Below are 20,935 nucleotides of genomic sequence, written 5' to 3' on the forward strand. Positions count from 1 at the left end.
GATCATGGCGTGCGCAGACCGATGCACGAACGCGCAGACGTTGCGCATGCGCGGCGCTTCTTCACCCGCTTTGGCGAATGAAGCACCGTCGGTCTCATTTTTCGGGACTCGGCGCCGACCCTTGTCAGCGCATCGGATACGTCGTGCCGGAATGCGCGCTCATCGTGCCCCATCGATACGCGCGATCGGCCGGGACTATTGTGCCGCTGCGAGCTCCAGCTCCGCCGGCTTGCCGGGGCCGATCAGCGGAATGTCGAGCGTCACGCGCGTGCCCTGCTGCGGTTGGCTGTCGAGCTCGATGCGGCCCCCGAGCGTGGACGCGACGAGGTTGAAGGCGATGTGCAGACCGAGGCCGGCATTGCCCTTCTCGCGGCGCGTGGTGAAGAACGGATCGAACACCCGGCCGCGCACGTGGTCGCGCATGCCGACGCCCTGGTCGGCACAGACGATGCGCACCGAGTCCTCGCTGGGTGGTGCGACCTCCACGGTGAAGACGCCGCTGATGTCGCCAGGATAGGCATGCGTCGCCGCATTGAAGGCGAGGATGCTGATGACCTGTCCGAGCGCGCCGGGATAGCTGGTGAGCACGATGCCCTCCGGGCAGGAGAGCACGACCGTCAGTCCCTGGCGCGCCAGCAGCGGGCGGAGCTTCGCGACGTGATCGCTGATCCAGCTTTGCAGCTCGAAGGTCTGCAGCGTTTCGTTGGCCTGGTCGACGGCGACCTGCTTGAAGCTGTGCACCATCTCGGAGGCACGATGCAGGCTCTGCGTCGTCAGGTGCAGACCCTGCTGCAGCCGCTCGACCCCCCGCGCCAGATCCGAGCGGCGCACCGGGCCGCCGCCGAGCATGCGGGCGATCGCCTCGACGTCGCCTTCCATCGCCGTCGAGGTGGTCAGCGCGAGGCCCAGCGGCGTGCTGACCTCGTGGCCGACGCCGGCGACGAGCTGGCCGAGCGAGGCCAGCTTCTCGGCCTGCACCAGATGGGCCTGCGTGGCATGCAGATCGCGCAACGAGGCCTCGGAGCGTTCCTTCTCGCGCTGCAGCGCCTCGGCGGTGCGGAACTGCTTGCGTGCCTGGTACTCCCGCGCCCCGACGGCATAGAGCGAGAGCAGGCAGGCATTGCCGACCAGCGAATGATCGATGAAGCGCAGGCCGAGCGGCAGCGGCTCGGTCGCAAGACTCTCGGCCACCGCCAGCGCGCTCCAGCTCGTTGCACAGAAGATCGCGTAGGAGCCGGTGCGCAACGGCAGCATGGTCGATACGAACAGGATGACGATGATCATGCCAGCCGCGGAGTAGGTGAAGCCCGACGGCAGCACCCAGTAGATCGTCGGCAGCACGCAGCCGGGGATCACGCAATAGACCAGGTGAATCGGCTCGGCCCATCGGCGCGCCGGCGTCGACAGCAAAGCCGTCAGCGGCAGCAGCACCAGCGCGGCGGTCCCGCCGCGGATCGCGAACGTGGTCGGCACGATCTCGGGATAGAGCACCCAGTCCCACAGCGTGTAGCCGGCAAAGGTGAGGGCGCCGAGCAGCATCGCGATCTGCGTCCAGGCGGTGCTGCCGCGGACGTAATGGTCGACGAAACGCCGCTCCTCGACGGTATCCTCGAAACGCAGCCCCAGCCGCTCCAGCAATCCCAACATTGTGCCACCGCAATCGAAAAACGATCCCCCGCCGCGGAGCGAGAGCCTCGGCGGGAGGGCAGACATACACGAGATGCGTTGGTTGAGAAAACGACGGGAGATCGCATCCGCCGCCTGCGACACGCAGAGCGCTATCGATCACGAAGGATCCCTATGCCGCCAGGCGGCATGCGACAGCAGTATAATTGAGATTGATCAGGCCCGCCCAGCGAGGAGACGAACATGCGTCGCGGCGGTCTCAAAGGTTCATTTGAGCGCCTGCCCCTCGACCGCCAGTTCCTTGCCGTATCGCCCCTTCGTCTTGAAGGTCACCTTGTCGCCATCGAAGCTGAGCCGCCAGGTGCGCTCTTCGCCCTGACCTATGAACTGCACGTCGATCGCGAAGGTCGTGGCGTCGATCCAGTTGCCCTTCATGGCCCGATAGATGTAGGGCTGCCACGGATTGGGTAGCGCCGTCTTGCGATAGGAGCCGTCGAGGCCGATCGGGCTCTGCAGATGCACCGTGCCTCCGGCGCGGTCCCGCGAGGGGATGTCCCAGGTGACCTGCGGTTCCGTTCCCGTGAGGTCCAGCTTGATCGTGTTGATGCCGAGCGGGCCGGGCGGGAAGCTGTAGGTCTTGCCCGAGACGGAAGCCGCCATCTCCGGCACGGCTCCGACCGGGCCTCGCGTTTCCGTCGCGACCTCGCGGACATCAGCGGCCAGCTCGGCTGCCGCTTCCGGCGCCGCAGGCAGGGCGCTGTCAGATGTCACAGTCGCCGAAATGGTGTTGGCGAGCTTGCGGAATGGACAGAACTCGCGCGCGGTCATCACCGCCACGATGTCGCGGTCGGGCAGTACCATGATGACCTGGCAGTGGTAGCCGACCGCCATGAATACGTGTTTGTCCGGCAGGGCCCAGAACTGATCGGCGTAGGAGAGCCCCGGATCGAACTTCGCATTCATGCTGACGGTGGCGTGGTTGACGGCTTCGATCCAGTCCGGCGGCAGCAATTGCTGCTCGCCCCAGCGGCCGCGCCGCAGATAGAGGTAGCCGATCTTCGCCATGTCGCGCGGCTTCAGCGCCAGCCCGAAACCGCCGGCGGAAATTCCCTGGGCATCCTTGAACCAGGTGTGCTCGGTGATCCCGAGCGGCCCAAACAGCCTCTCCTTGGCGAAGTCCTCCGCGCTCTTGCCGGTGAGCTTCGTGACGATCGCGGAGAGCAGATGGGAGTTGCCGCTGTTGTAGTAGAACATCTCGCCGGGCGCTTGCGCCATCGGCCGGTCAAGGATGTACTGCACCCAATCCGGGCTCCGGCCCATCTCGTAGAGGGATGTCTCGGCGCCGCCGCTATAACCCTCGTCCCAGTCGAACCCGGAGGTCATGTTGAGCAGGTGCTGCACCGTGAGCGCCTGCTTGCGCGCGTCGACATTGTCGATCTTGCGGTCCCTGAAGAAGTCGAGCACCGGATGATCGAGACTGTCGAGCACGCCGTCCTTGAGCAGCATGGCAATCAACGTCGAGACCACGGCTTTGGTCGCGGAATTGATGATGTGCGGCTCGTCGGCCTTGTAGGGCGCGTAGCTGGCATCGACCACGATGCGGCCATGGCGCGTGATCAGCAGGCTGTCGAACCTGAACGTCTTGCCCGCGGCGACCAGCTTCGCCAAGGCCGCCGAATCCATCCCTTCATCCTCGGGGGTGGCGATTGGCCAGTCGGATTGCGGAAAGCCGGCTCGGCTCGCCTCATCGGCGGCCGCGTGGGGCGTGAGCGGACAAACGAGCAGTAGGGCGACGGCAAACCAGAATCCGGTCCTGACACGCAACATGGCATTTCCCCCGGCGAACGGTGCGTAGGACATGCTATCAGAGCGCGACAATCAATCAAAGATTGCGTGATGATCGCCGCGCGCGCCGCAGAACTGGAGCTTTCGCGCGAATAGCTTTGCGCAGCGCCCGATTTGTGAACGGCTGCTTCACGCCCGATCCGGCGCTACTCGATCTGCGCCTGGTAGACGAGATTGCGCAGCAACGAGCGTTGAGCTGGCGTTGTGGGCCAACGGAGCATCCGCGACCAAGCGTCCATTGATGACGTCATGCTGCCACCGGCGCTCGCCTCATATCCCGTGTCGTCCCGGACAAGCGCGCAACGCGCGCGCCGATCCGGGATCCGTAACCCCAGGGAGACGTGCGAGGCACGATGGCCTCACACGGCAATCATCCTCATCGGCCCTCTCGGTCGGACCAATGCGCCCGCAGCGCGGCGGCAATGCTCTGCGGCCGCTCGACGATGCTCCAGTGGCCGGCGTCCTGCTCGACATGGAGCTGGGCGCCATGGCGCTGCGCGAAGCGGCTGAGGGTGTCGAGCGACATGTAAGGATCACGCGTGCCCGAGATCACGAGGCCGCGGCGTGGCAGATTCGCCAGCCGTTTGATCCAGTCACCGCTGAAGCGAAGCGCGTTGGCGGAACGATACAGCGTGAGGATCGTCCGGCGCATCGGTGCCTGCCATGCCGCGGCTTCGCGCGCAGCAAGCTCTGCTGGCAGGCCGCTCTGGCGGAACGCACGCGCCATCATGCGTTGTGACGACAGCGCCATGAACAGCTCGCCCAGGATCGGCGTGTTCCAGATCCGCGCGATCAGATGTCCCCGATAGTTCGCATCGAGCGCCGCGCCCGCGACGGCCCAGGAGCGCACCAGTTCGGGCCGCAGCGACGCCGCCCGCAGCACCAGCAGCGCGCCCCAATCATGCCCGACCAGATCGATCGGCCCGAACGCCGCATGCTGCGCCTCGATCAGCGCCAGGAGCCAGTCCGCGTAGGCGTCCTTGGTGCCTGCGAAGCCCGCGGGCCGCTCGCCGCAGAAGCCAGGCAGGCAGGGCACGGCGACGGTTTCGCCGAGCGCTGCGATCAGCGGGCCCCAGATCGCGGGCGTATCGGGGACGCCGTGGAGAAAGAGGCGGTTGGTCATGGCTCGTGCCTATCACAGGCCGTGTCGCTGCATCATGCACAAAAATTCTACTTTCTTTTTTTCAGAAATCATGGTTGTATGCGCCATCCCGCCTCGTCGAAGAGGGGCGTACGCGTCGTCACGATACGTGGAGTGCGGGGAGCGATGGCCGTGAGGGTGCCGGTGGACGACGGTGTCCTTGCGGACGGCGAAGTCGTGTGGTCCTGGCACCCCGATGCTGGTGTCAAGCCGGCGCTGTTCATGACGAGCGCGCCGGTGACGGGGGCAATCAAGCCGGTCCCCGAGGAGAGCACGAAGTAAGTCGTAAAGCCGTTGCGCAGGGGAGGCCGGGATGTCCTGGCCGTACCTGTGGTTCCTGCCCCGTGCACTTCTTCACGCACGGGGGCCGCGGGTGTCGGCAGACGCCCGGTCTTCCCTGCACCCTCGATTGACGAGGGCTTTGATGCTGATGATCAGCCTGGGCACGGTCGTGCTGCGGGGATGATGAGGTGCGTTCTGATGCAGGCTGTTTGGCCGAGGTCTGATGAGAGTGAGGCGCGCGGGTGTTGCGTCAATCACGCGGGGGGAGCGCGTCGCTCCACCCCAACTGTCATCGTCCGCGAAAGCGGACGATCCAGTATTCCAGGGACGGTTGTGGTTCAGCCGAGAGGCCGCAGCGTACTGGATACCCGCTTTCCCGGGTATGACAGCGGTGGGCGGGGCGGGACCTCGCCGCTGGGCAGTCCCCCTCAATACGTCACCCCTCCTGACCATTATTCGGCGTTGCGAGACCCTCCCATTCCCAGTAAAAGTGCTGTCGAGGGCACCTCGGCAACCAACCATCAATGGTTTTGCCGCACAGTTTTCGTGTTCTCACAAAAGGGTTTGGCAATGCTGATTCGCAGCGCAGAGATCGAGGCCATCGCCGGGGCAGACGCCCGGACGATCGCGCTCGCCGCGCTGCAGCCCGCCGGCCTGATCGGCGCGATCGAGCTTCTGCTTCTTAGCTGCCCCTGAGGGCCGGCTGGGCGGGATGCGCCTGGGCACTCAGGGGGCTGCTTCGACACCGAAACACCCTTCAGCGCCTCTGGAAGCCACGCGCACCACCCGAAAAGTTCGAGGAAAGCAGATGTCCAATCCCGTTCAGTCCGACAAGGACCGCGTCGTCATTTTCGACACCACCCTGCGCGACGGCGAGCAGTGCCCCGGCGCCACCATGACCTTCGAGGAGAAGCTCAACATCGCCGCCATGCTGGACGGCATGGGCGTCGACATCATCGAGGCCGGCTTCCCGATCGCGTCCGACGGTGACTTCGAGGCTGTCAACGAGATCGCCAAGCGGTCCCAGAACGCGGTGATCTGCGGCCTGTCGCGCGCCGGCGCCAAGGACATCGACCGCTGTGCGGAGGCGATCCGCCCGGCCAGGCGCGGCCGCATCCACACCTTCCTGTCCACCTCGCCGGTGCACATGAAGTACAAGCTGCAGATGGATCCGCAGCAGGTGTTCGAGCTGGTGATCTCCTCGGTGACGCGCGCGCGCAACCACACCGACGACGTCGAATGGTCGTCCGAGGACGGCACCCGCACCGAGTTCGACTTCCTGTGCCGCTGCGTCGAGGCTGCGATCAAGGCCGGCGCCACCACCATTAACATTCCCGACACCGTCGGCTATGCCGTGCCGGAGGAGTACTACGACCTGTTCAAGCGCGTGCGCGAGAGCGTGCCGAACTCCGACAAGGCGGTGTTCTCGGTCCACTGCCACAACGACCTGGGCATGGCGGTCGCCAACTCGATGGCCGGCGTCCGCGCCGGCGCCCGCCAGATCGAATGCACCATCAATGGCATCGGCGAGCGCGCCGGCAACGCGGCCCTGGAAGAGGTCGTGATGGCGATGCGCGTGCGCAACGACAAGCTGCCGTACTGGAACAAGATCGACACCACCCAGCTGACGCATGCCTCGAAGGTGGTGTCGGCTGCGACCTCGTTCCCGGTGCAGTACAACAAGGCGATCGTCGGCCGCAACGCGTTCGCGCATGAGAGCGGCATCCATCAGGACGGCATGCTGAAGAACGCGCAGACCTACGAGATCATGCTGCCGGAGACGGTCGGCGTGAAGCAGACCTCGCTGGTGATGGGCAAGCATTCCGGCCGTCACGCCTTCGTCCACAAGCTGGAGGAGATGGGCCACAAGCTGGCAGGCAACCAGGTCGAGGACGCCTTCGTCCGCTTCAAGGCGCTGGCCGATCGCAAGAAGCACATCTACGACGAGGACATCGAGGCCTTGATCGACGAGGGCATGGTCAGTGCCCATGACCGGATCAAGCTGTTGTCGCTGTCGGTGATTGCCGGCACCCGCGGTCCGCAGCGCGCCACCATGAAGCTCGACGTCGACGGCGTGACGAAGATCGAGGAGAGCGAGGGCAACGGGCCGGTCGATGCCGTCTTCAACTGCATCAAGTCGCTGGTGCCGCACGAGGCCAAGCTGGAGCTGTACCAGGTCCACGCCGTCACCGAGGGCACCGACGCGCAGGCCGAGGTCTCGGTCCGGCTGTCGCAGGATGGCCGCTCGATGACCGCGCGCGCGGCGGATCCGGATACGCTGGTGGCATCTGCGAAGGCCTATCTGGGTGCGCTCAACAAGCTGGTCATGAAGCGCCAGCGCGACGTAGCGCAGGGCGCGGGTACGGCGGCCGCAGCAGCGAGCTGAGTTCACGATCGTCGGTTGGGGCCGAACCTTGCTTCGTCATTCCGGGGCGACGCGGCAGCGTCGAACCCGGAATCCCGAGCTTGGCTTGCGCCAACGCCAATACCCTCCGGATTCCGGGCTCAGCCGCTTGCGCGGCTGCCCCGGAATGACAGTCACTACCATTTTTGCGCTGCAGCACGGGAATCCCCGCCTCTGCGGCTAACGGTCAATGGCATTCCGGCCGGCGACCCGCTAACAATGTCCTTGGCATACAAAGCGGGGGCGTCATTGCAATGTCCCCCGAAACGTCGGGAGGACACCTTGCACTTGAAGTTTCGCCATGTGATCGCCACCGCCGCCTCGCTCGCGGTGCTCGCTCTGGCCGGCCCGGCCCTCGCTGCCGACAATCCGATCGTGATCAAGTTCAGCCATGTGGTGGCGTCGAACACCCCGAAGGGCCTCGCCGCCGACAAGTTCAAGGAGCTGGCCGAGAAGTACACCGACGGCAAGGTCAAGGTCGAAGTCTATCCGAACTCGCAGCTCTACAAGGATAAGGAAGAGCTCGAGGCGCTGCAGCTCGGCGCGGTGCAGATGCTGGCGCCTTCGAACTCCAAGTTCGGCCCGATCGGCATCAAGGAATTCGAGGTGTTCGATCTGCCCTACATCCTGCCCGACCTCGCCACCCTGCGGAAGGTGACCGACGGCCCGCTCGGCACCAGGCTGCTGAAGCTGCTCGAGCCCAAGGGAATGATCGGGCTCGCCTACTGGGACAACGGCTTCAAGCAGATGAGCGCCAACAAGAAGCTCGTCGATCCCGCCGACTACAAGGGCCTGAAGTTCCGCATCCAGTCCTCGAAGGTGCTGGACGCGCAATTCCGCACCCTCGGCGCCATCCCGCAGGTGATGGCCTTCTCCGAAGTCTACCAGGCGCTGCAGACCGGCGTCGTTGACGGCCAGGAGAACACGCCCTCGAACATCTATACCCAGAAGATGCACGAGGTGCAGAAGTACATCACGCTGACCAATCACGGCTACATCGGCTACGTCGTGGTCGTGAACAAGAAGTTCTGGGACGGCCTGCCGCCGGATATCCGCGCCGCCTGCGAGAAGGCGATGAAGGAAGCGACCGCCTACGGCAACAACCAGTCGGCGAAGGAGAACGACGACGCGCTGGAGGAGATCCGCAAGTCCGGCAAGACCGAGCTGGTCAAGCTGACGCCGGCCCAGGACGAGGCGATGCGCAAGGCGATGATGCCGGTGTACAAGGACGTCGCGGGGCGCGTCGGCCAGCCGCTGATCGACGAGTTCCTGAAGGAGACGCGCGGCTCGACCAACTGATGGCGTGAGACGAGCGGTGCGCGGGCCATGGTCCGCGCACCGAGGGGGCGAAGCACTCGGCGCGCAAGAAGGCAGACGGCGCAGCCAAGCGCCGCGGACGTTTGATTGTGGGGGAGGGGACTTGGGCTTTCTGTTGCGCATCCTCGATCGGCTCGAGGAGATCCTGATCGCATTCCTGATCGCGGCGGCGACCTCGATCATCTTCGTGGCCGTGCTGCACCGCTATCTGGTCGGCATACCCTTCCTCTATCCCATCCTGTTTCCGATCGACCTGTCCTGGGCGCAGGAGCTCTGCATCTACATGTTCGTGTGGATGGCGAAGTTCGGCGCCGCCTATGGCGTGCGCACCGGCATCCATGTCGGCGTGGACGTCGTCGTCAACATGCTCCGGCCGTCGCTGCGTAAGGTGACCATCCTGTTCGGCCTGCTGTGCGGGGCGCTGTTCACCTCCATCATCGGCACCATGGGCGCCAAGTTCGTCTACGGCCTGTCGCAGACCGACCAGGTGACGCCCGACATGGAGCTGCCGAGCTGGCTGGTCTATCTCTGCATCCCGCTCGGCTCCTATCTGATGTGCTTCCGCTTCCTGCAGGTCGCCTGGCACTATCTCCGTCACGACGAGCTGCCGCATCACGACCACGCCTACGTCGAAGGCGTCGACCCGACGGCGACGGAGGCCCTGCGATGAGCAGCCTCCTCATCTTCAGCCTGCTCATCTTCCTGATGCTGACGGGCATGCCGATCTCGATCGCGCTCGGCCTCACCGTTCTGTCGTTCGTGTTCTTCATGACGAACGTGCCGACCGAATCGGTCGCGCTGAAGCTGTTCACGGGCATCGACAATTTCGAGATCATGGCGATCCCGTTCTTCATCCTCGCCGGCAATTTCCTGACCCATGGCGGCGTCGCCCGAAGGATGATCAACTTCGCGACCTCGATGGTCGGGCACTGGTATGGCGGCCTCGGCCTTGCCGGCGTCGTGGCCTGTGCGCTGTTCGCCGCCGTCTCCGGCTCCTCGCCGGCGACCGTGATCGCGATCGGCTCGATCATGCTGCCGGCGATGGTCAAGCAGGGCTTTCCCAAGCGCTTTGGCGCTGGCGTCATCACGACGTCAGGCGCGCTCGGTATCCTGATCCCGCCTTCGATCGTGATGGTGGTCTATGCAGTGGCGACCGGCGGCAGCATCGCGCTCGATCCGGCCGGTCATCGCGTCTCCTCGGCCTCCGTCGGTCAGCTGTTCATCGCCGGCGTCATCCCTGGGCTGATGCTGGCGAGCCTGCTCGGCTTCACGACCTTCTATCGGGCCTGGAAGAACGACTATCCACGGATGCCACGGGCGAGCTGGGCCGAGCGCTTCACGGCCTTCCGCAAATGCGTCTGGGGCCTGCTGCTGATCGTGATCGTGCTCGGCGGCATCTACACCGGCAAGTTCACGCCGACCGAGGCCGCGGCCGTCAGCGCCGTCTATGCCTTCGTCATCGCGGTGTTCGTCTATCGCGACATGTCGCTGAAGGACGTGCCGAAGGTGCTGCTCGGCTCGGCCAATATGAGCGCGATGATCCTCTACATCATCACCAATGCCGTGCTGTTCTCGTTCCTGATGGCCAATGAGAACATCCCGCAACAGATCGCCAACTGGATGGCGGCGGCCGGCGTCAACTGGATCGTGTTCCTCCTGGTCGTCAACATCCTCCTGCTGCTCGCCGGCAACGTGATGGAGGCGACCTCGATCGTCTTGATCATGGCGCCGATCCTGTTCCCGGTCGCGGTCAAGCTCGGCATCCATCCGGTGCATCTGGGCATCCTGATGGTGGTCAACATGGAGGTCGGCATGTGCCACCCGCCCGTCGGCCTCAACCTCTACGTCGCTTCGGGCATTGCCAAGATGGGCATCACCGAGCTGACCATCGCCGTCATGCCCTGGCTGCTGACGATGCTGGGCTTCCTCGCGCTCGTCACCTACGTGCCGGAAATCTCGCTGTGGTTGCCGCGCATGCTGGGGATGCTTTGAGGCGTGGCAACAAACTGAAACTGATTTGCAAAAACAGAAAGGTATTTGAAGCAATTACATCTTCGTAAGGTCGCACACTCTGTCCAAACTGTAAGTTGAAGGCGCGGAACGGCAGGCTCATGCTGATCCGAGTTTCCAAGGAGGTTGGCATGAGAAAGTTCACCATCGCCGCAGTCGCCGTGCTCGCCATCGCCGGCTCGACCGCGGTCTACGCCCAGCGCGGCTGGTTTCATGATCACATGCATCATGCGCGCATGAATCCGGAAGATCGCGCCGCCATGCTCGATGCGCGCATCGCTTCCGTCCATGCCGGCCTGAAGCTGACGGCGGACCAGGAGAAATTGTGGCCGCCGGTCGAGAGCGCGGTGCGCGATCTCGTCAAGCTGCGGTTCGATCGTGCCAACGCGCGAATGAAGGCAGCCGATGAGGCGCAGGACAAGGATGTCGATCCGGTGGCGCGGCTGCGCGAGCGTGCCGACACCATGGCGGTCACGGCGGATGCGATGAAGAAGGTCGCCGACGCCGCCGACCCGCTCTACAAGACGCTCGACGACGGCCAGAAGCGCCGGCTGTCGATGCTGACCCGGCCGATGGGGCGCATGATGGGACCGGACGGTCCGCGCCATCACCGCTGGATGGAGCGCGGCGAGGGCGGCATGGAGGATGGTCCGGGCTTCGGCGAGCATCGTTTCGGCCCGGGACCGATGGGCCGCATGGGCTGGTCCGAGGAGGAACGCGAGTCCGGGCGGCTTTGACAGCCGTTTAACGATCCTTCTGATTTCATTTGGGGAAGACCGCCGCCCGCCGGCGGTTTTTCTGCATCGAAAGTGCCGAAAAATCCTCAGGGATCGCTGGACATCTCGGAATCGCTTTGCTAAACGACCGGCTCTCGCGGAAGGCTTTCTCCGGATGCAAGATCCGGGCGCATAGCTCAGTTGGTAGAGCAGCTGACTCTTAATCAGCGGGTCCTAGGTTCGAGCCCTAGTGCGCCCACCAAGCCTTTCAAAGACTTGCGCCGAAACACCGTTTGAGGTTGAAGAACTAAAACGGTTTTTCAAACGGTGTTTTTCGACACCCTGCTCTCAATAATTTGAAAAGCGGACCAGAGGACGTGCGGCCGGCCAGCCGCGATCTTCGGTGTTGTCCAGCTCCAATCTCTTTGAACGTTAAGAAGCTGCTTGACGTCCGAATGGCGTACGCCAGCCCACCAGAGGGTGACCAGAATTGAGGCCGGCAAATCCCTCAGCCATGCGAGGACGTGGCGGAGGTTGTGGCCGACGGCGGTGAGGATGACGTTGATGGCGTCACCCTCACGGCCCTTGAGATGGCTGCGGCCGAGATGCCCATTGCTCTTCATGTGGCCGATGATCGGCTCGATGGCTGGGCGGCGGCGCAACTCGCGTTCGATAACGTCGAATACGCCGCGCTTCTGCCCGGAGATGAAGACGCGGCGCGGACGTTCCGTCGTATGGCGCTACCCCTGTCCACATAGGCACTCTCGATGGCGCATCAGGTTAGCTTCTCGGTCGCCTCAATAATGCTTCCGAGCGTATAGCCATCGTAGGGATTGCCGGGAAGGGACTGCGCATGGAGCACGAACTGGCTGCCCGGTTCGCGGCCGTTGGTGGTGACGATCGAAGCCTTGACGCCGAACTCGTAAGACGTGGATGCCTTGCCCTTGCGGATGCATTCGACCTCCGGCGCGTGGAAGGAATAGAGCTTCCAGCCGCGCTGGCGCTGCTGCTGTGACCTGACCTGGTTCGCGCGGGCCAGCGGCGTCTCGAACACTGCTTCGAGTTCGCGGCGCAATTGCCGACGATGGCGCTTTCAAGGGAATCCCAATCTGCAAGTTTCAGGCTTCCGAGCTTCGTCTCTGCCAACGCCTGCAATCGGAAATGCGCCAATATCCAGAAAGCCGATTCCGGACCAGATACTTATTTGTTATTAATATACGACTAATTAGTTATGTCGAGGGGCACGCCGAACGAACTCAAGGCGCGCATTGTTGCTGCGTTCGAAAGCAGATGCGTTTCTGGTGCGGCGACCCCCAACAGCATTCGTGGTCGCTAAGTTAGGATGGGCGTTGACGCCAAGGTCGGTGGTGCCGCAATCCCAGGCTGGACCGTTACGGCTCTGGTGTTCATTCCATTCGCGGCTGGTTATTTCCTGTCGTACCTGTTCCGGACGATCAATGGCGTGGTCTCCCAGCGCCTCGCCTCCGAGCTTGGACCGATGCTGATGATCGCTCTTGGCGCTCGCCGAGGCGAAGCAAGCCACGCGTCTGGAGGTCGTATCAATAGAGCCGAGCCGGACAAATGCAGCGCTGCGGTTGGAGGCTCCGGCACGTCGCGATGAACCGATATGCCGGCCGAACCGGCTCCATCGGGAGCGGCGGAGGTTCATTTCGTACCCGACAGGAAGCTCTTGATGAAATCGACGGCTCCCGCCGATTTTGCCGGATCGGGCGGCGGCGCTTCGGCGGCCGACGGTTGCGCCGCCAGACGCGCGGTGTGCGCGTGAAGATGCCGCGTCCGCCGGTGGGCGTGAGTGGCACTCTGCCCGTGCCTCTGCGAAGCACTGCTCACGGTGATCGTGATCATCTTCGATACCAGCGGTGGATCGAAGTTGAAGTGCATGCCGTCGCCCAGGACGAGCTGCAGGGTATGCTTGCCGGGGGGCAGCTCGATCAGAGCCTCGGTCTCGCCCGCGCCGTAGTGCAGGTGCTTTCTGTCCTGCGGAATCGGCTCGCCCGGGCTGATCGGCTCATCGGCGTCGATCAGGAGGTGATGATGGCCGGTGTTGGCAAAGGCGTCACCGGCATGGGTCACGCCCATGTTGCGAAGTCCGAAGCGGCACCAGAACGCGCTCTTCACGGTGTCGCCGTCGGTTGGCGTGATGAAATACAGGTAGGCGTCCTTCGGCGCCGTTTTTGCCTGCGCCCATGCGAGAGGCGGCAACAGCGCCAGCGTGCAGGCCAACACGGTGGACCCGAGCGTCGCGACTGGGGCGAGACGACGTCGTCGCCAGGGCGTCAGATCCAATAGCGGCGCGCGACGCGTAGATTTCTCACTCCACATAAATCCCCAACTCATAAACAACGACGATCATCGATCGCAAATATCGAACGGTGTAGCCGGTCCATGAATGGGGCGTAGCGCGGCAAATTTGAGGTTTCGATCGGTCTCGTCCTACGATTCCCGATAAGAATTTGAATAAAGAGGCTCGGCAGAACAGGCGATCCTGCGGATCTGCGACGCTGGTGTTCGCTGTGGTGCGAGACATTTGCGGGCGCAGGCCCGGCATCGGCGTCGACGGCACGCTGGCCTGGCTCGGCATACAGCGGCCGCATCAGAGCGAAAGAGCGAGGCGGAAACCATGGGTCGGATACCTGACGCGCCCATCATAGCGGTCGCGGCTCCCGCTGCGGGCATAGCTCGCATCCTTCTTCCATGAACCCGAGCGAATGACATGGACGAAGCTCTGCTCGTCGATCCATGCCGAGCCATCGGACGGCGCGCCCTGATAGCTCTTGTGCCAGCTGTCGGCCACCCATTGGTCGACGCTCCCGCCCATGTCGAACAGGCCAAACGGATTGGCCGCAAAGCTTCCGACCTTCATGAGCTGCGCGGGCGCGCCGGGCTCGTTGCATCCGTTGCAATTGGCCATGCCGGAGCGCATCTGGTCGCCCCACCAGAACGCCGTCGTTGCGCCGCCGCGCGCTGCATATTCCCATTCGGCCTCGGTCGGGAGCCGGAACGGCTTGCCGACGGCCCGCGAGAGCCAAGCCAGATAGTCCCTGGCGTCGTCGTAGCCGACATTTGTCACGGGGTTGTCGTCCGGGCCGCTCATCACGTCGGCGCATGCCCTGTCAGCCACGCACGCCCTCCACTCGCCAATCGTGACGGGGTATTTGCCGAGCGCGAACGGCTTGATCGTGACGCGGTGGACCGGAAGCTCGGAGCGCTCGACGCCGCCCATCGCGAATGCCCCTCCTGGAATCATCACCATGTCAGGCAGGCGAATCGCCGCTGCCTCCGCCGGCCCTGGGGTCGCAGTCGACTCTGCTGCCGGCGCAGTCTCGGGAGCGGTCGCAGCGCTTGCCGACGCGAGCAGGGCGGGCGCCTCGAGCGGCGCGGTTTCCGCGGAACGCGAGAGCGTTGCAGTGTCCGAGGGCGCGTCCGGCATCGGCGCCGGGGCGGGGGCGGTCGCGGCCGACATGGCCTCTGCCGTGACGACGCGCACCGAACTCTCGACGCTTGCGCGGCTCGACGCGGCCACGGAGGCCTCGGCGGCTTGCGGCTGTGTTGGCGGGGGAGCGGCCGGCTCCCGCGCCAGCAGGAACCAGCTAGCGGCGGCAGCGAGCAACAATGCGCCGAGGCCGGCCGCCGCAGCGCGGGTCCAGACCAGCGGCCTGCGCTCCGCCCTCGCCGCGGCCGCACGAAGCCTCGTGGCCAGCTTGTCGTAGCCGTGCGCCTGCCAGATCTCCGCGCGGCTGCGCGCCTCGTTCGGGGTGTATTGAGCGATCGAGACGCCGGGAATGCAGCAGACGACCCGTCCCGCCTGTCCGTCACCGGGAGCCGTGGCCTCGACCTCGGCCGCATCGCATCGTGCGGCGAGCGATTGCTTCAAGGGGCCGCACATCATCAACAACAGTCCGCCGTCGCCCCTGCTGCGGCGTTCCTGGATCTCGGGGCAGGCGACCTGCTCGTCGACACGGTGGAAACTGGGCGGGCGCAGCGTGTTCATCGCCACCCGCACGATCCGGCCACACTGCTCGCAAGGCACCGGATAGGTGACGGCGGTCAGCGGTCGCTCGTCCCGATCGGTGGCCGGCGCCTGCGCTGGCGCGACGACGTCGATGCCGATCATCGGACGCCTTTCGTGCGCCGGCCTTGCCGTCTGGTCATTGGCCCCAGGCGGCAAACGCATCCTTGAACGCGCGCTCACCGTCCGCTCCCTTCTCGATCGCCAGCACCGCCCGGCTGCCGCCATTGTAGACGATCGGTATGTCGATCCAGTCCTTGCCCTTGAGCAGCAACACGTTCCGCTTCATGTCGACATCACCCGCCGACAGCGCGATCATGAAGAACTCTGGCGTCACTTTGGCGGTCATGGTGGTCAACGGGGTCCCGCGGCCCGCTTCCTTGGGTTTCATGCTGACGCCCTTCAAAGTGTCCACCCCGACGTGAGACGGATCGTCCGGCCAGTTGAACTTGATCTCCATGATGTGGCTCGCCGGCATTTCGGTTTCCTTGTTTGGACGCAGCGACAACGTCGCCTTCATCCTCTTGTCGATCTCCACATCGCCTTTGATCGATGCCGGCACCGCTCCTGCCGCAGGCTCGACATGCCAGGTTACCTTCCCGAGATAGCGCTTGCCGTTCGGATCTTGCGGATCCTCCTGATACAGCACGGCGTGGGATACCATCGTCGCGGTCGCGTTCCCCGTGGTGATCGCATCGCCGCCTGCACCGCCCCTGACGTCGGGCGTGATCCGATCCGCGGTGACCTTGCGGGGCTCGGTGCCGGCCGGTAGCGCGGCGGCCGGCGAGGCCGCATTCCAGGAGACCGGGAGTCGGTTCAAGACCGTCTGCCAGGACGTCGTGATCCGGCTCGCCGCCGGCTGCCAGTAGATCGATGCGCCAACCACCGCGACCGCCAAGCCGGCGGCAGCGGCCATCATGTGCCGGCGGAGCGAGCGGTGTGGACGCCTCGCTCCATGATCAGGCCGCGGACGCCGACCCGGCGACAGCCCGCGATGATCGATACGGACAGCGGCGGGCTCCAACTCGGCTTGACCGGGTGTCATCGTTTCGGACGTTTCCACCTCGTGGGCGAGCACGGCCACTCGTGCGACCGCGGCATCGTCCGCCGGCGACTCTGCAGCCTGCGCAAAACGATCGGCCACGGGCGGCTCATTCTCCACGACGTCGACCGGCGCTGCGGGCGCGACGGACGCTGGCGGCGCAGAGGCGGGCGTATCAGACGACGAGGCGGCAGGCGTTTCGTCGGTCGCGACCTCACGCGCCCGGCGCCGCGATGGGCGTGCATCGATGCCGGCGCCTGTCCTGTTGCTCAGCCCATCCGGCACCGGACTCTCGATCGAGATGGCCGGCTCGTCGCGTTGCTCCGACAGCCGGGCCATCGACAGGCTTTCGGCCACCGTGGCGATCTCGTCTTCCAGCGAATAGGCGCGGCGCGTCAGGGATTGCGCAGATGCAGGGTGATCCGCCGCCGTGCCAGCAGCGGGTCCCGTGGCAGCCGGATGCGTACCGGTTGCCGGCTGTGCCGATGGCTGCGGTGAGCCGACGGCTGCAAGCGCGACCGGATCGACCCGGCGAGCGTGCTCCCGAAGTCTGATCATCCGGTCGGGAAACAGCATCTTGACGAAATTGCAGAGCGCTGCGCCCGGCAGCAGGAACTGGCGCATGGCAGCCGGACCGCTGCGCAGGATGCTGCGTGCGATCGTTTCGATGTCGTGCTCACCTTGCGCGACGCGCTCGCCGGTCTGCCGATCGTCCTCGATGACGACGACCTTGCGCGCCCTGAGCATCGCAGCGAGTTCGCGCAGATCGGATTGCGAGGCATCGTCAATGACGACGAGATCAAATGCGCCCAGCCGAGCCGGTAGCTGCTCAGCCACGCGCCATGCCGGCATCAGCTGGCATGGAATTCCTTCATAGCAGCTCTCGAGTGCCTCGCGTGCAACCTGACGCAACCGGCATGCGGTGGGGCCGGAACAGGTCGCTGCCGTTTTTCGCAGCGTGGTCATGAACACGGTGAGGGCTTGCCTCATGCTGCTGCCGGTGTTCTGTACCAGGCCGAGATGCATCCGTGCCACGACCACCTGGCCGAACAGCTCGCGCAGTCGCATCTCCATCGCCGCGCGCTGGTCGGACAGATCCCGCAAGCGCTGATGCTGACCGATGCCTTCGTTCTGCCGCATCAGCACCGCCCAATTCCAGGCCATCATCCAATCTGCAACGAGCACCGGATCGCCGGTCTGCGGATGTGCCGGCTCGGTCCTGATCCGCCGGGCGAAGGCGTCCGCTCCGGCCTCGGTGATCGCTCGGCAGACCTCGTCGAGCAGCTCGAGATCCTGGCGCCGGTCGTGCAGCGACTGCAGCCGGGTGCGAAGGGTGCTCCAGCGCGCCTCGATGTCGCGCGGCTCGACACCGTCGCGGCCGATCTGCGAGAGTACGTCGGCATGAGCCTGCGTTGCGATCTTGCCGCTGCCGCCAAACAGCTCGTTCAGCCGAGTGAGCTCCAGCCGCTGCTTGCCGATGCGGAGAGCCATGCTCCTCACTGCGGCTGCGAGCGCGGACAGTCTTCGGCCGTCGCCGAGCAATCCGGCGATCGCGTCGTCCGGCATCGACACCTTCGGTGCGGCGGTGAGAACATTGCGCTTCGCCAGCGCCGCCAGCACGATCGCGGCCTCGACGCTTTTGACGACGCGCTCGTGACCGTGGAACGTGTGAGAGGAGTCCGGCTCGGGCGCAGGCGCACCGATTTCGGCCGCCAGCGATCGCCATCTGGCGTCGAGCGAATGCAGGTGACGACGCCAGGTCAGATAGTCGCGAACATGGCCCCAGTCGGCCGCGCCTTTCGGCGCGAAGCCCGCCACCCTGATCGCCTCCACGGTCTGCTTCAACGCACGGCCGGACAGGGAGAATGTTGCGAACGGCCTTGCTCCGGCCGACAGCCGTTCGACAATCGTGAGCAGTTCCTGGCTGGCGAAGGCGTCCGCCGGCGTTTCCACCGGCCGAACCAGGAAGCCGGCACGTTGCGACAGCAGGGACGACGCATCGCGGGCAAAATCGACGAGGATGCCACCGTCAACCGACATTGCATCGGCCTTGCGGCCGACCGGCGACAGCGCTGCGAGCCAGGGCTCGTCGGCAATGACCCGGTGGGCCGCCGCGAGCGCGTCGAGGTCGCCGGCGAGCAAGTCCGCTCCGTCCGGCCCGAGCTCCGCGATGATCTGGCAGGCAAGCCGGCTGTCATGGCTTTCGCCGTCGATCCGTGCCGGCTGCAGGTCCTCGTGCAAACGTCTCACGGTCACGGCGTCCGGCAGGGCCGCGATTTCCGGGAGCGCGTCGTCGACATATGCGAGATCGGCACCCAGCCGAACACGCGCCTCACGGGCCTGCTCAACCGCCGCAACCAGAAGGTCGCTCTCGCTCACGAACCGTGACGGTTCATCGGTAAACCAGGCATAGGCGTCGCGGTCGGCGATCAGGGTCGTCAACGCGTCGAGCGGCAGGTCGGTGACTCCGGATGACCGCAGCATGCTGCGGCCGGCGATATCTGCGAACGCGTCATCGATACGCGATATCTCGATGCTGGTCGCGATGATGTCACGCTCCAGCCGATTGACCTGCTCAGCCTGCTCGCGCGGGTTCATCGTCTTGAGGATCGACAGCAGCCGGCTGACGACTGTCTCCGCATGCTTCAAGACGTCCTTGTCTGAGCCGGTCAGATCGAGCGTCAGATCGCCGACGGCGCGCGGCAACTTCTCGGACAGCAGTCCAAGTGCAGCCTCGTTGCGAGATATGACGAGAATGCGCAGGCCCAGCGCGAGATGATGGCAAACCAGATTGACGAGGGCGGAGGTGCGCTCGGACCCGCGCGCGCCTTGCACGACTAGTCCATCCGATCGCCGGAGCTGTCGCACCATCTCCATCTGGTCGGAGTTCGTCGGCAGCGGAAAGAACAGGTCGCCGTGATCCGCCGCGATCTGCGCGTTCGGACTGTTGTCGATCGGGTCACCGATGACGCCGGACAGCCGCCGGCGCGCACCGTCATTGGCTTCGTGGTCCGGCGCGCCAAGCCGGAGGTGCGACAGTGCGGCCAGGCAGCACGCGTCGCCTGGCGCGTATTCGATCGCTCGCTTCAGCCGCTCGATGTCGCGCAGCAGCAGCGCGTCCGAGCGGGGCCGCGCAAAGATCACCCAGCGATCGGAGACGACCAGTTGCTCGCCCTCCTCTGGAGGCAGCAACGCCGAGTCGGGCATGGTGGGACAGTAGATCCCATGTGGGTCGAGCTGCGAGCCGATGGCGCTGAGAATTGGTTCGAAGCTGGTGGGCTGGAATGGCGAAAGCTCGTTGCCGCGCTCCATCGTCTCGAGCAACTGCTCGGCCGTTCGACGTGCCGATCCGGTCGCTGATGTCAACGGTTCGAATGCCTTGAGATTGACCGTCGAACCGGCCATGCGGGGTCGGATTCTGATTTCGGTATCGGAGCCATCGAGGACCTCGATCTCGACCAAGCGCTCGAGCAGCGGCAGATCCAACTCGCGGCCCTGTCGCCGCCAGCGTGAGACGCCAACGCCCCACACGATCTCGCAGCTGTCGTCGCTGCCTCGGGCCCCCGCCACGCGAGCCATCTCGCGCAATCGCTGGTGAAACGCGATGGTCCTTCGACGCGGCCGTTCGGCCGCGGCCCACGTGGCCCACGAGCCGGCGAGATAGCGGTCCAGACGTTCGACGATGTCGGAGCGTTGCTCCAGGTGCAATCGCACGCTCCAGAGCCCAGTGGCCACCTCGGGCCCGTTCACCGGCGAGCTGTGTTCGGCGCGTGCGTGACCCGCCGCGACCAGCCGGTCCTTTTCCGCTGCGCTCACAGTGATCGTCACGCGCTGTCGAACCAGCGGGCGACGGTCCGGATCGGCGGACACGTCAATCCACATCGCCAGGTCGTACTCGACGGCGGGAGGATCGATGGCGACCAGGCATTCGACGGAGAGCCACACGGGGCCATCCGCGTCGAACGTGTTGTGGGTGATGCCGGGCAGCTTCTCGAGTTCATGCTGATGAAATACGAAGCATTGTCCGCCCGCAAGCCGATGGTCAGCCAGGCGCTCGACCACGCGTGCGTCGCGCAGGATCATCTCGGTAAGATGCCCAAGAACATTCTGCAACGGTCCGGCCGCCGGCTCCAACCGATGGACAGCGTTCATAGTGCCTCTCCAATGATCGCGGCGACTAAGTGAAGCAACCGGTTCACTCTCAGCTCCCCTCCCGACGTTCGTCCCGCTTTGCGGCAAGCTCTGCCACGAGCAACAAGGCCAAGATGGACGCGTCTGAATACTTACGATCCTGATGTGGCCAAGCGACGTCTTTCATCTACGGCATTCGCGGGAATACTAAGACGAACGTCAGATAGACCACACTAACTGGCGAATAGTAGCATCACGCAATGCGGCGTAATGATGGGAGCGCTGCCAGACTTGCTTATGATCGGAAAATTGCACCAAACTGATTTGTTGTCATTCCGAGAACCGCCGCCGCCGGTTCGCGCAATCTGTTTAGAATCTCTTTAAAGAAGCC

General features: G+C 64.8%; 13 protein-coding genes, 1 tRNA gene and 1 pseudogene. 8 read left to right on the forward strand and 7 right to left on the reverse strand.

Annotated elements, in window-relative coordinates; genetic code table 11:
- Positions 1–195 precede the first annotated feature (195 nt).
- The 3 genes from QW881_RS02605 to QW881_RS02615 form a co-directional block, all read right to left on the reverse strand.
- Positions 196–1,647 (reverse strand): HAMP domain-containing sensor histidine kinase, encoded by a 1,452-nt coding sequence (locus tag QW881_RS02605; protein ID WP_315756326.1) that lies wholly within the window; start codon positions 1,645–1,647, stop codon positions 196–198.
- Between the two features lie 246 nt (positions 1,648–1,893).
- A complete protein-coding gene (locus QW881_RS02610) occupies positions 1,894–3,453 on the reverse strand; it encodes a serine hydrolase (protein ID WP_315756325.1) in 1,560 nt (519 codons plus the stop codon).
- 394 nt (positions 3,454–3,847) lie between these two features.
- Positions 3,848–4,594 carry an alpha/beta hydrolase gene (locus QW881_RS02615; protein WP_315756324.1) on the reverse strand — a complete coding sequence of 249 codons (747 nt, stop codon included), beginning with the start codon at positions 4,592–4,594 and terminating at the stop codon, positions 3,848–3,850.
- Positions 4,595–5,464: 870 nt separating this feature from the next.
- Here QW881_RS02615 and QW881_RS02620 point away from each other — a divergent pair.
- From QW881_RS02620 to QW881_RS02650, 7 genes are all read left to right on the forward strand, one after another.
- Positions 5,465–5,590, forward strand: a complete 126-nt coding sequence (locus tag QW881_RS02620; RefSeq protein ID WP_315756323.1) for a hypothetical protein — start codon at positions 5,465–5,467, stop codon at positions 5,588–5,590.
- Between the two features lie 112 nt (positions 5,591–5,702).
- A complete protein-coding gene (locus tag QW881_RS02625) occupies positions 5,703–7,280 on the forward strand; it encodes a 2-isopropylmalate synthase (protein ID WP_315756322.1) in 1,578 nt (525 codons plus the stop codon).
- A 300-nt stretch (positions 7,281–7,580) separates the two neighbouring features.
- The gene (locus tag QW881_RS02630; RefSeq protein ID WP_315756321.1) at positions 7,581–8,597 is read left to right on the forward strand and encodes a TRAP transporter substrate-binding protein; all 1,017 of its coding nucleotides are present in this window, start codon (positions 7,581–7,583) and stop codon (positions 8,595–8,597) included.
- Positions 8,598–8,718: 121 nt separating this feature from the next.
- Complete coding sequence (locus QW881_RS02635) at positions 8,719–9,285, forward strand: TRAP transporter small permease (protein WP_315756320.1); 567 nt, start codon at positions 8,719–8,721, stop codon at positions 9,283–9,285.
- Positions 9,282–10,607: a TRAP transporter large permease subunit gene (locus tag QW881_RS02640; RefSeq protein WP_315756319.1), complete on the forward strand. Its 1,326-nt coding sequence runs from the start codon at positions 9,282–9,284 to the stop codon at positions 10,605–10,607. The genes QW881_RS02635 and QW881_RS02640 overlap by 4 nt, the downstream gene beginning before the upstream one ends.
- 149 nt (positions 10,608–10,756) lie before the next feature.
- Positions 10,757–11,362: a Spy/CpxP family protein refolding chaperone gene (locus QW881_RS02645; RefSeq protein ID WP_315756318.1), complete on the forward strand. Its 606-nt coding sequence runs from the start codon at positions 10,757–10,759 to the stop codon at positions 11,360–11,362.
- A 165-nt stretch (positions 11,363–11,527) separates the two neighbouring features.
- Positions 11,528–11,603: transfer RNA gene (locus QW881_RS02650), tRNA-Lys, on the forward strand.
- Positions 11,604–11,814: 211 nt separating this feature from the next.
- On the opposite strand, the pseudogene QW881_RS02655 reads toward QW881_RS02650, so the two are convergent.
- From QW881_RS02655 to QW881_RS02675, 4 genes and pseudogenes are all read right to left on the reverse strand, one after another.
- Positions 11,815–12,422, reverse strand: a pseudogene (locus tag QW881_RS02655) (IS5/IS1182 family transposase); the annotation flags it as partial.
- A 584-nt stretch (positions 12,423–13,006) separates the two neighbouring features.
- Positions 13,007–13,585, reverse strand: coding sequence for a DUF4399 domain-containing protein (locus QW881_RS02665; protein ID WP_315756317.1), 579 nt, complete (start codon positions 13,583–13,585; stop codon positions 13,007–13,009).
- A 370-nt stretch (positions 13,586–13,955) separates the two neighbouring features.
- Positions 13,956–15,476: a formylglycine-generating enzyme family protein gene (locus tag QW881_RS02670; RefSeq protein ID WP_315756316.1), complete on the reverse strand. Its 1,521-nt coding sequence runs from the start codon at positions 15,474–15,476 to the stop codon at positions 13,956–13,958.
- Positions 15,477–15,510: 34 nt separating this feature from the next.
- Positions 15,511–19,992, reverse strand: a complete 4,482-nt coding sequence (locus QW881_RS02675) for a helicase (RefSeq protein ID WP_315756381.1) — start codon at positions 19,990–19,992, stop codon at positions 15,511–15,513.
- Positions 19,993–20,187: 195 nt separating this feature from the next.
- Here QW881_RS02675 and QW881_RS02680 point away from each other — a divergent pair, with 195 nt between their 5' ends.
- Positions 20,188–20,598, forward strand: a complete 411-nt coding sequence (locus tag QW881_RS02680) for a hypothetical protein (protein WP_315756315.1) — start codon at positions 20,188–20,190, stop codon at positions 20,596–20,598.
- Positions 20,599–20,935: the final 337 nt, after the last annotated feature.

The organism is Bradyrhizobium sp. SZCCHNS3016, from assembly GCF_032484535.1.
Classification (GTDB): domain Bacteria; phylum Pseudomonadota; class Alphaproteobacteria; order Rhizobiales; family Xanthobacteraceae; genus Bradyrhizobium.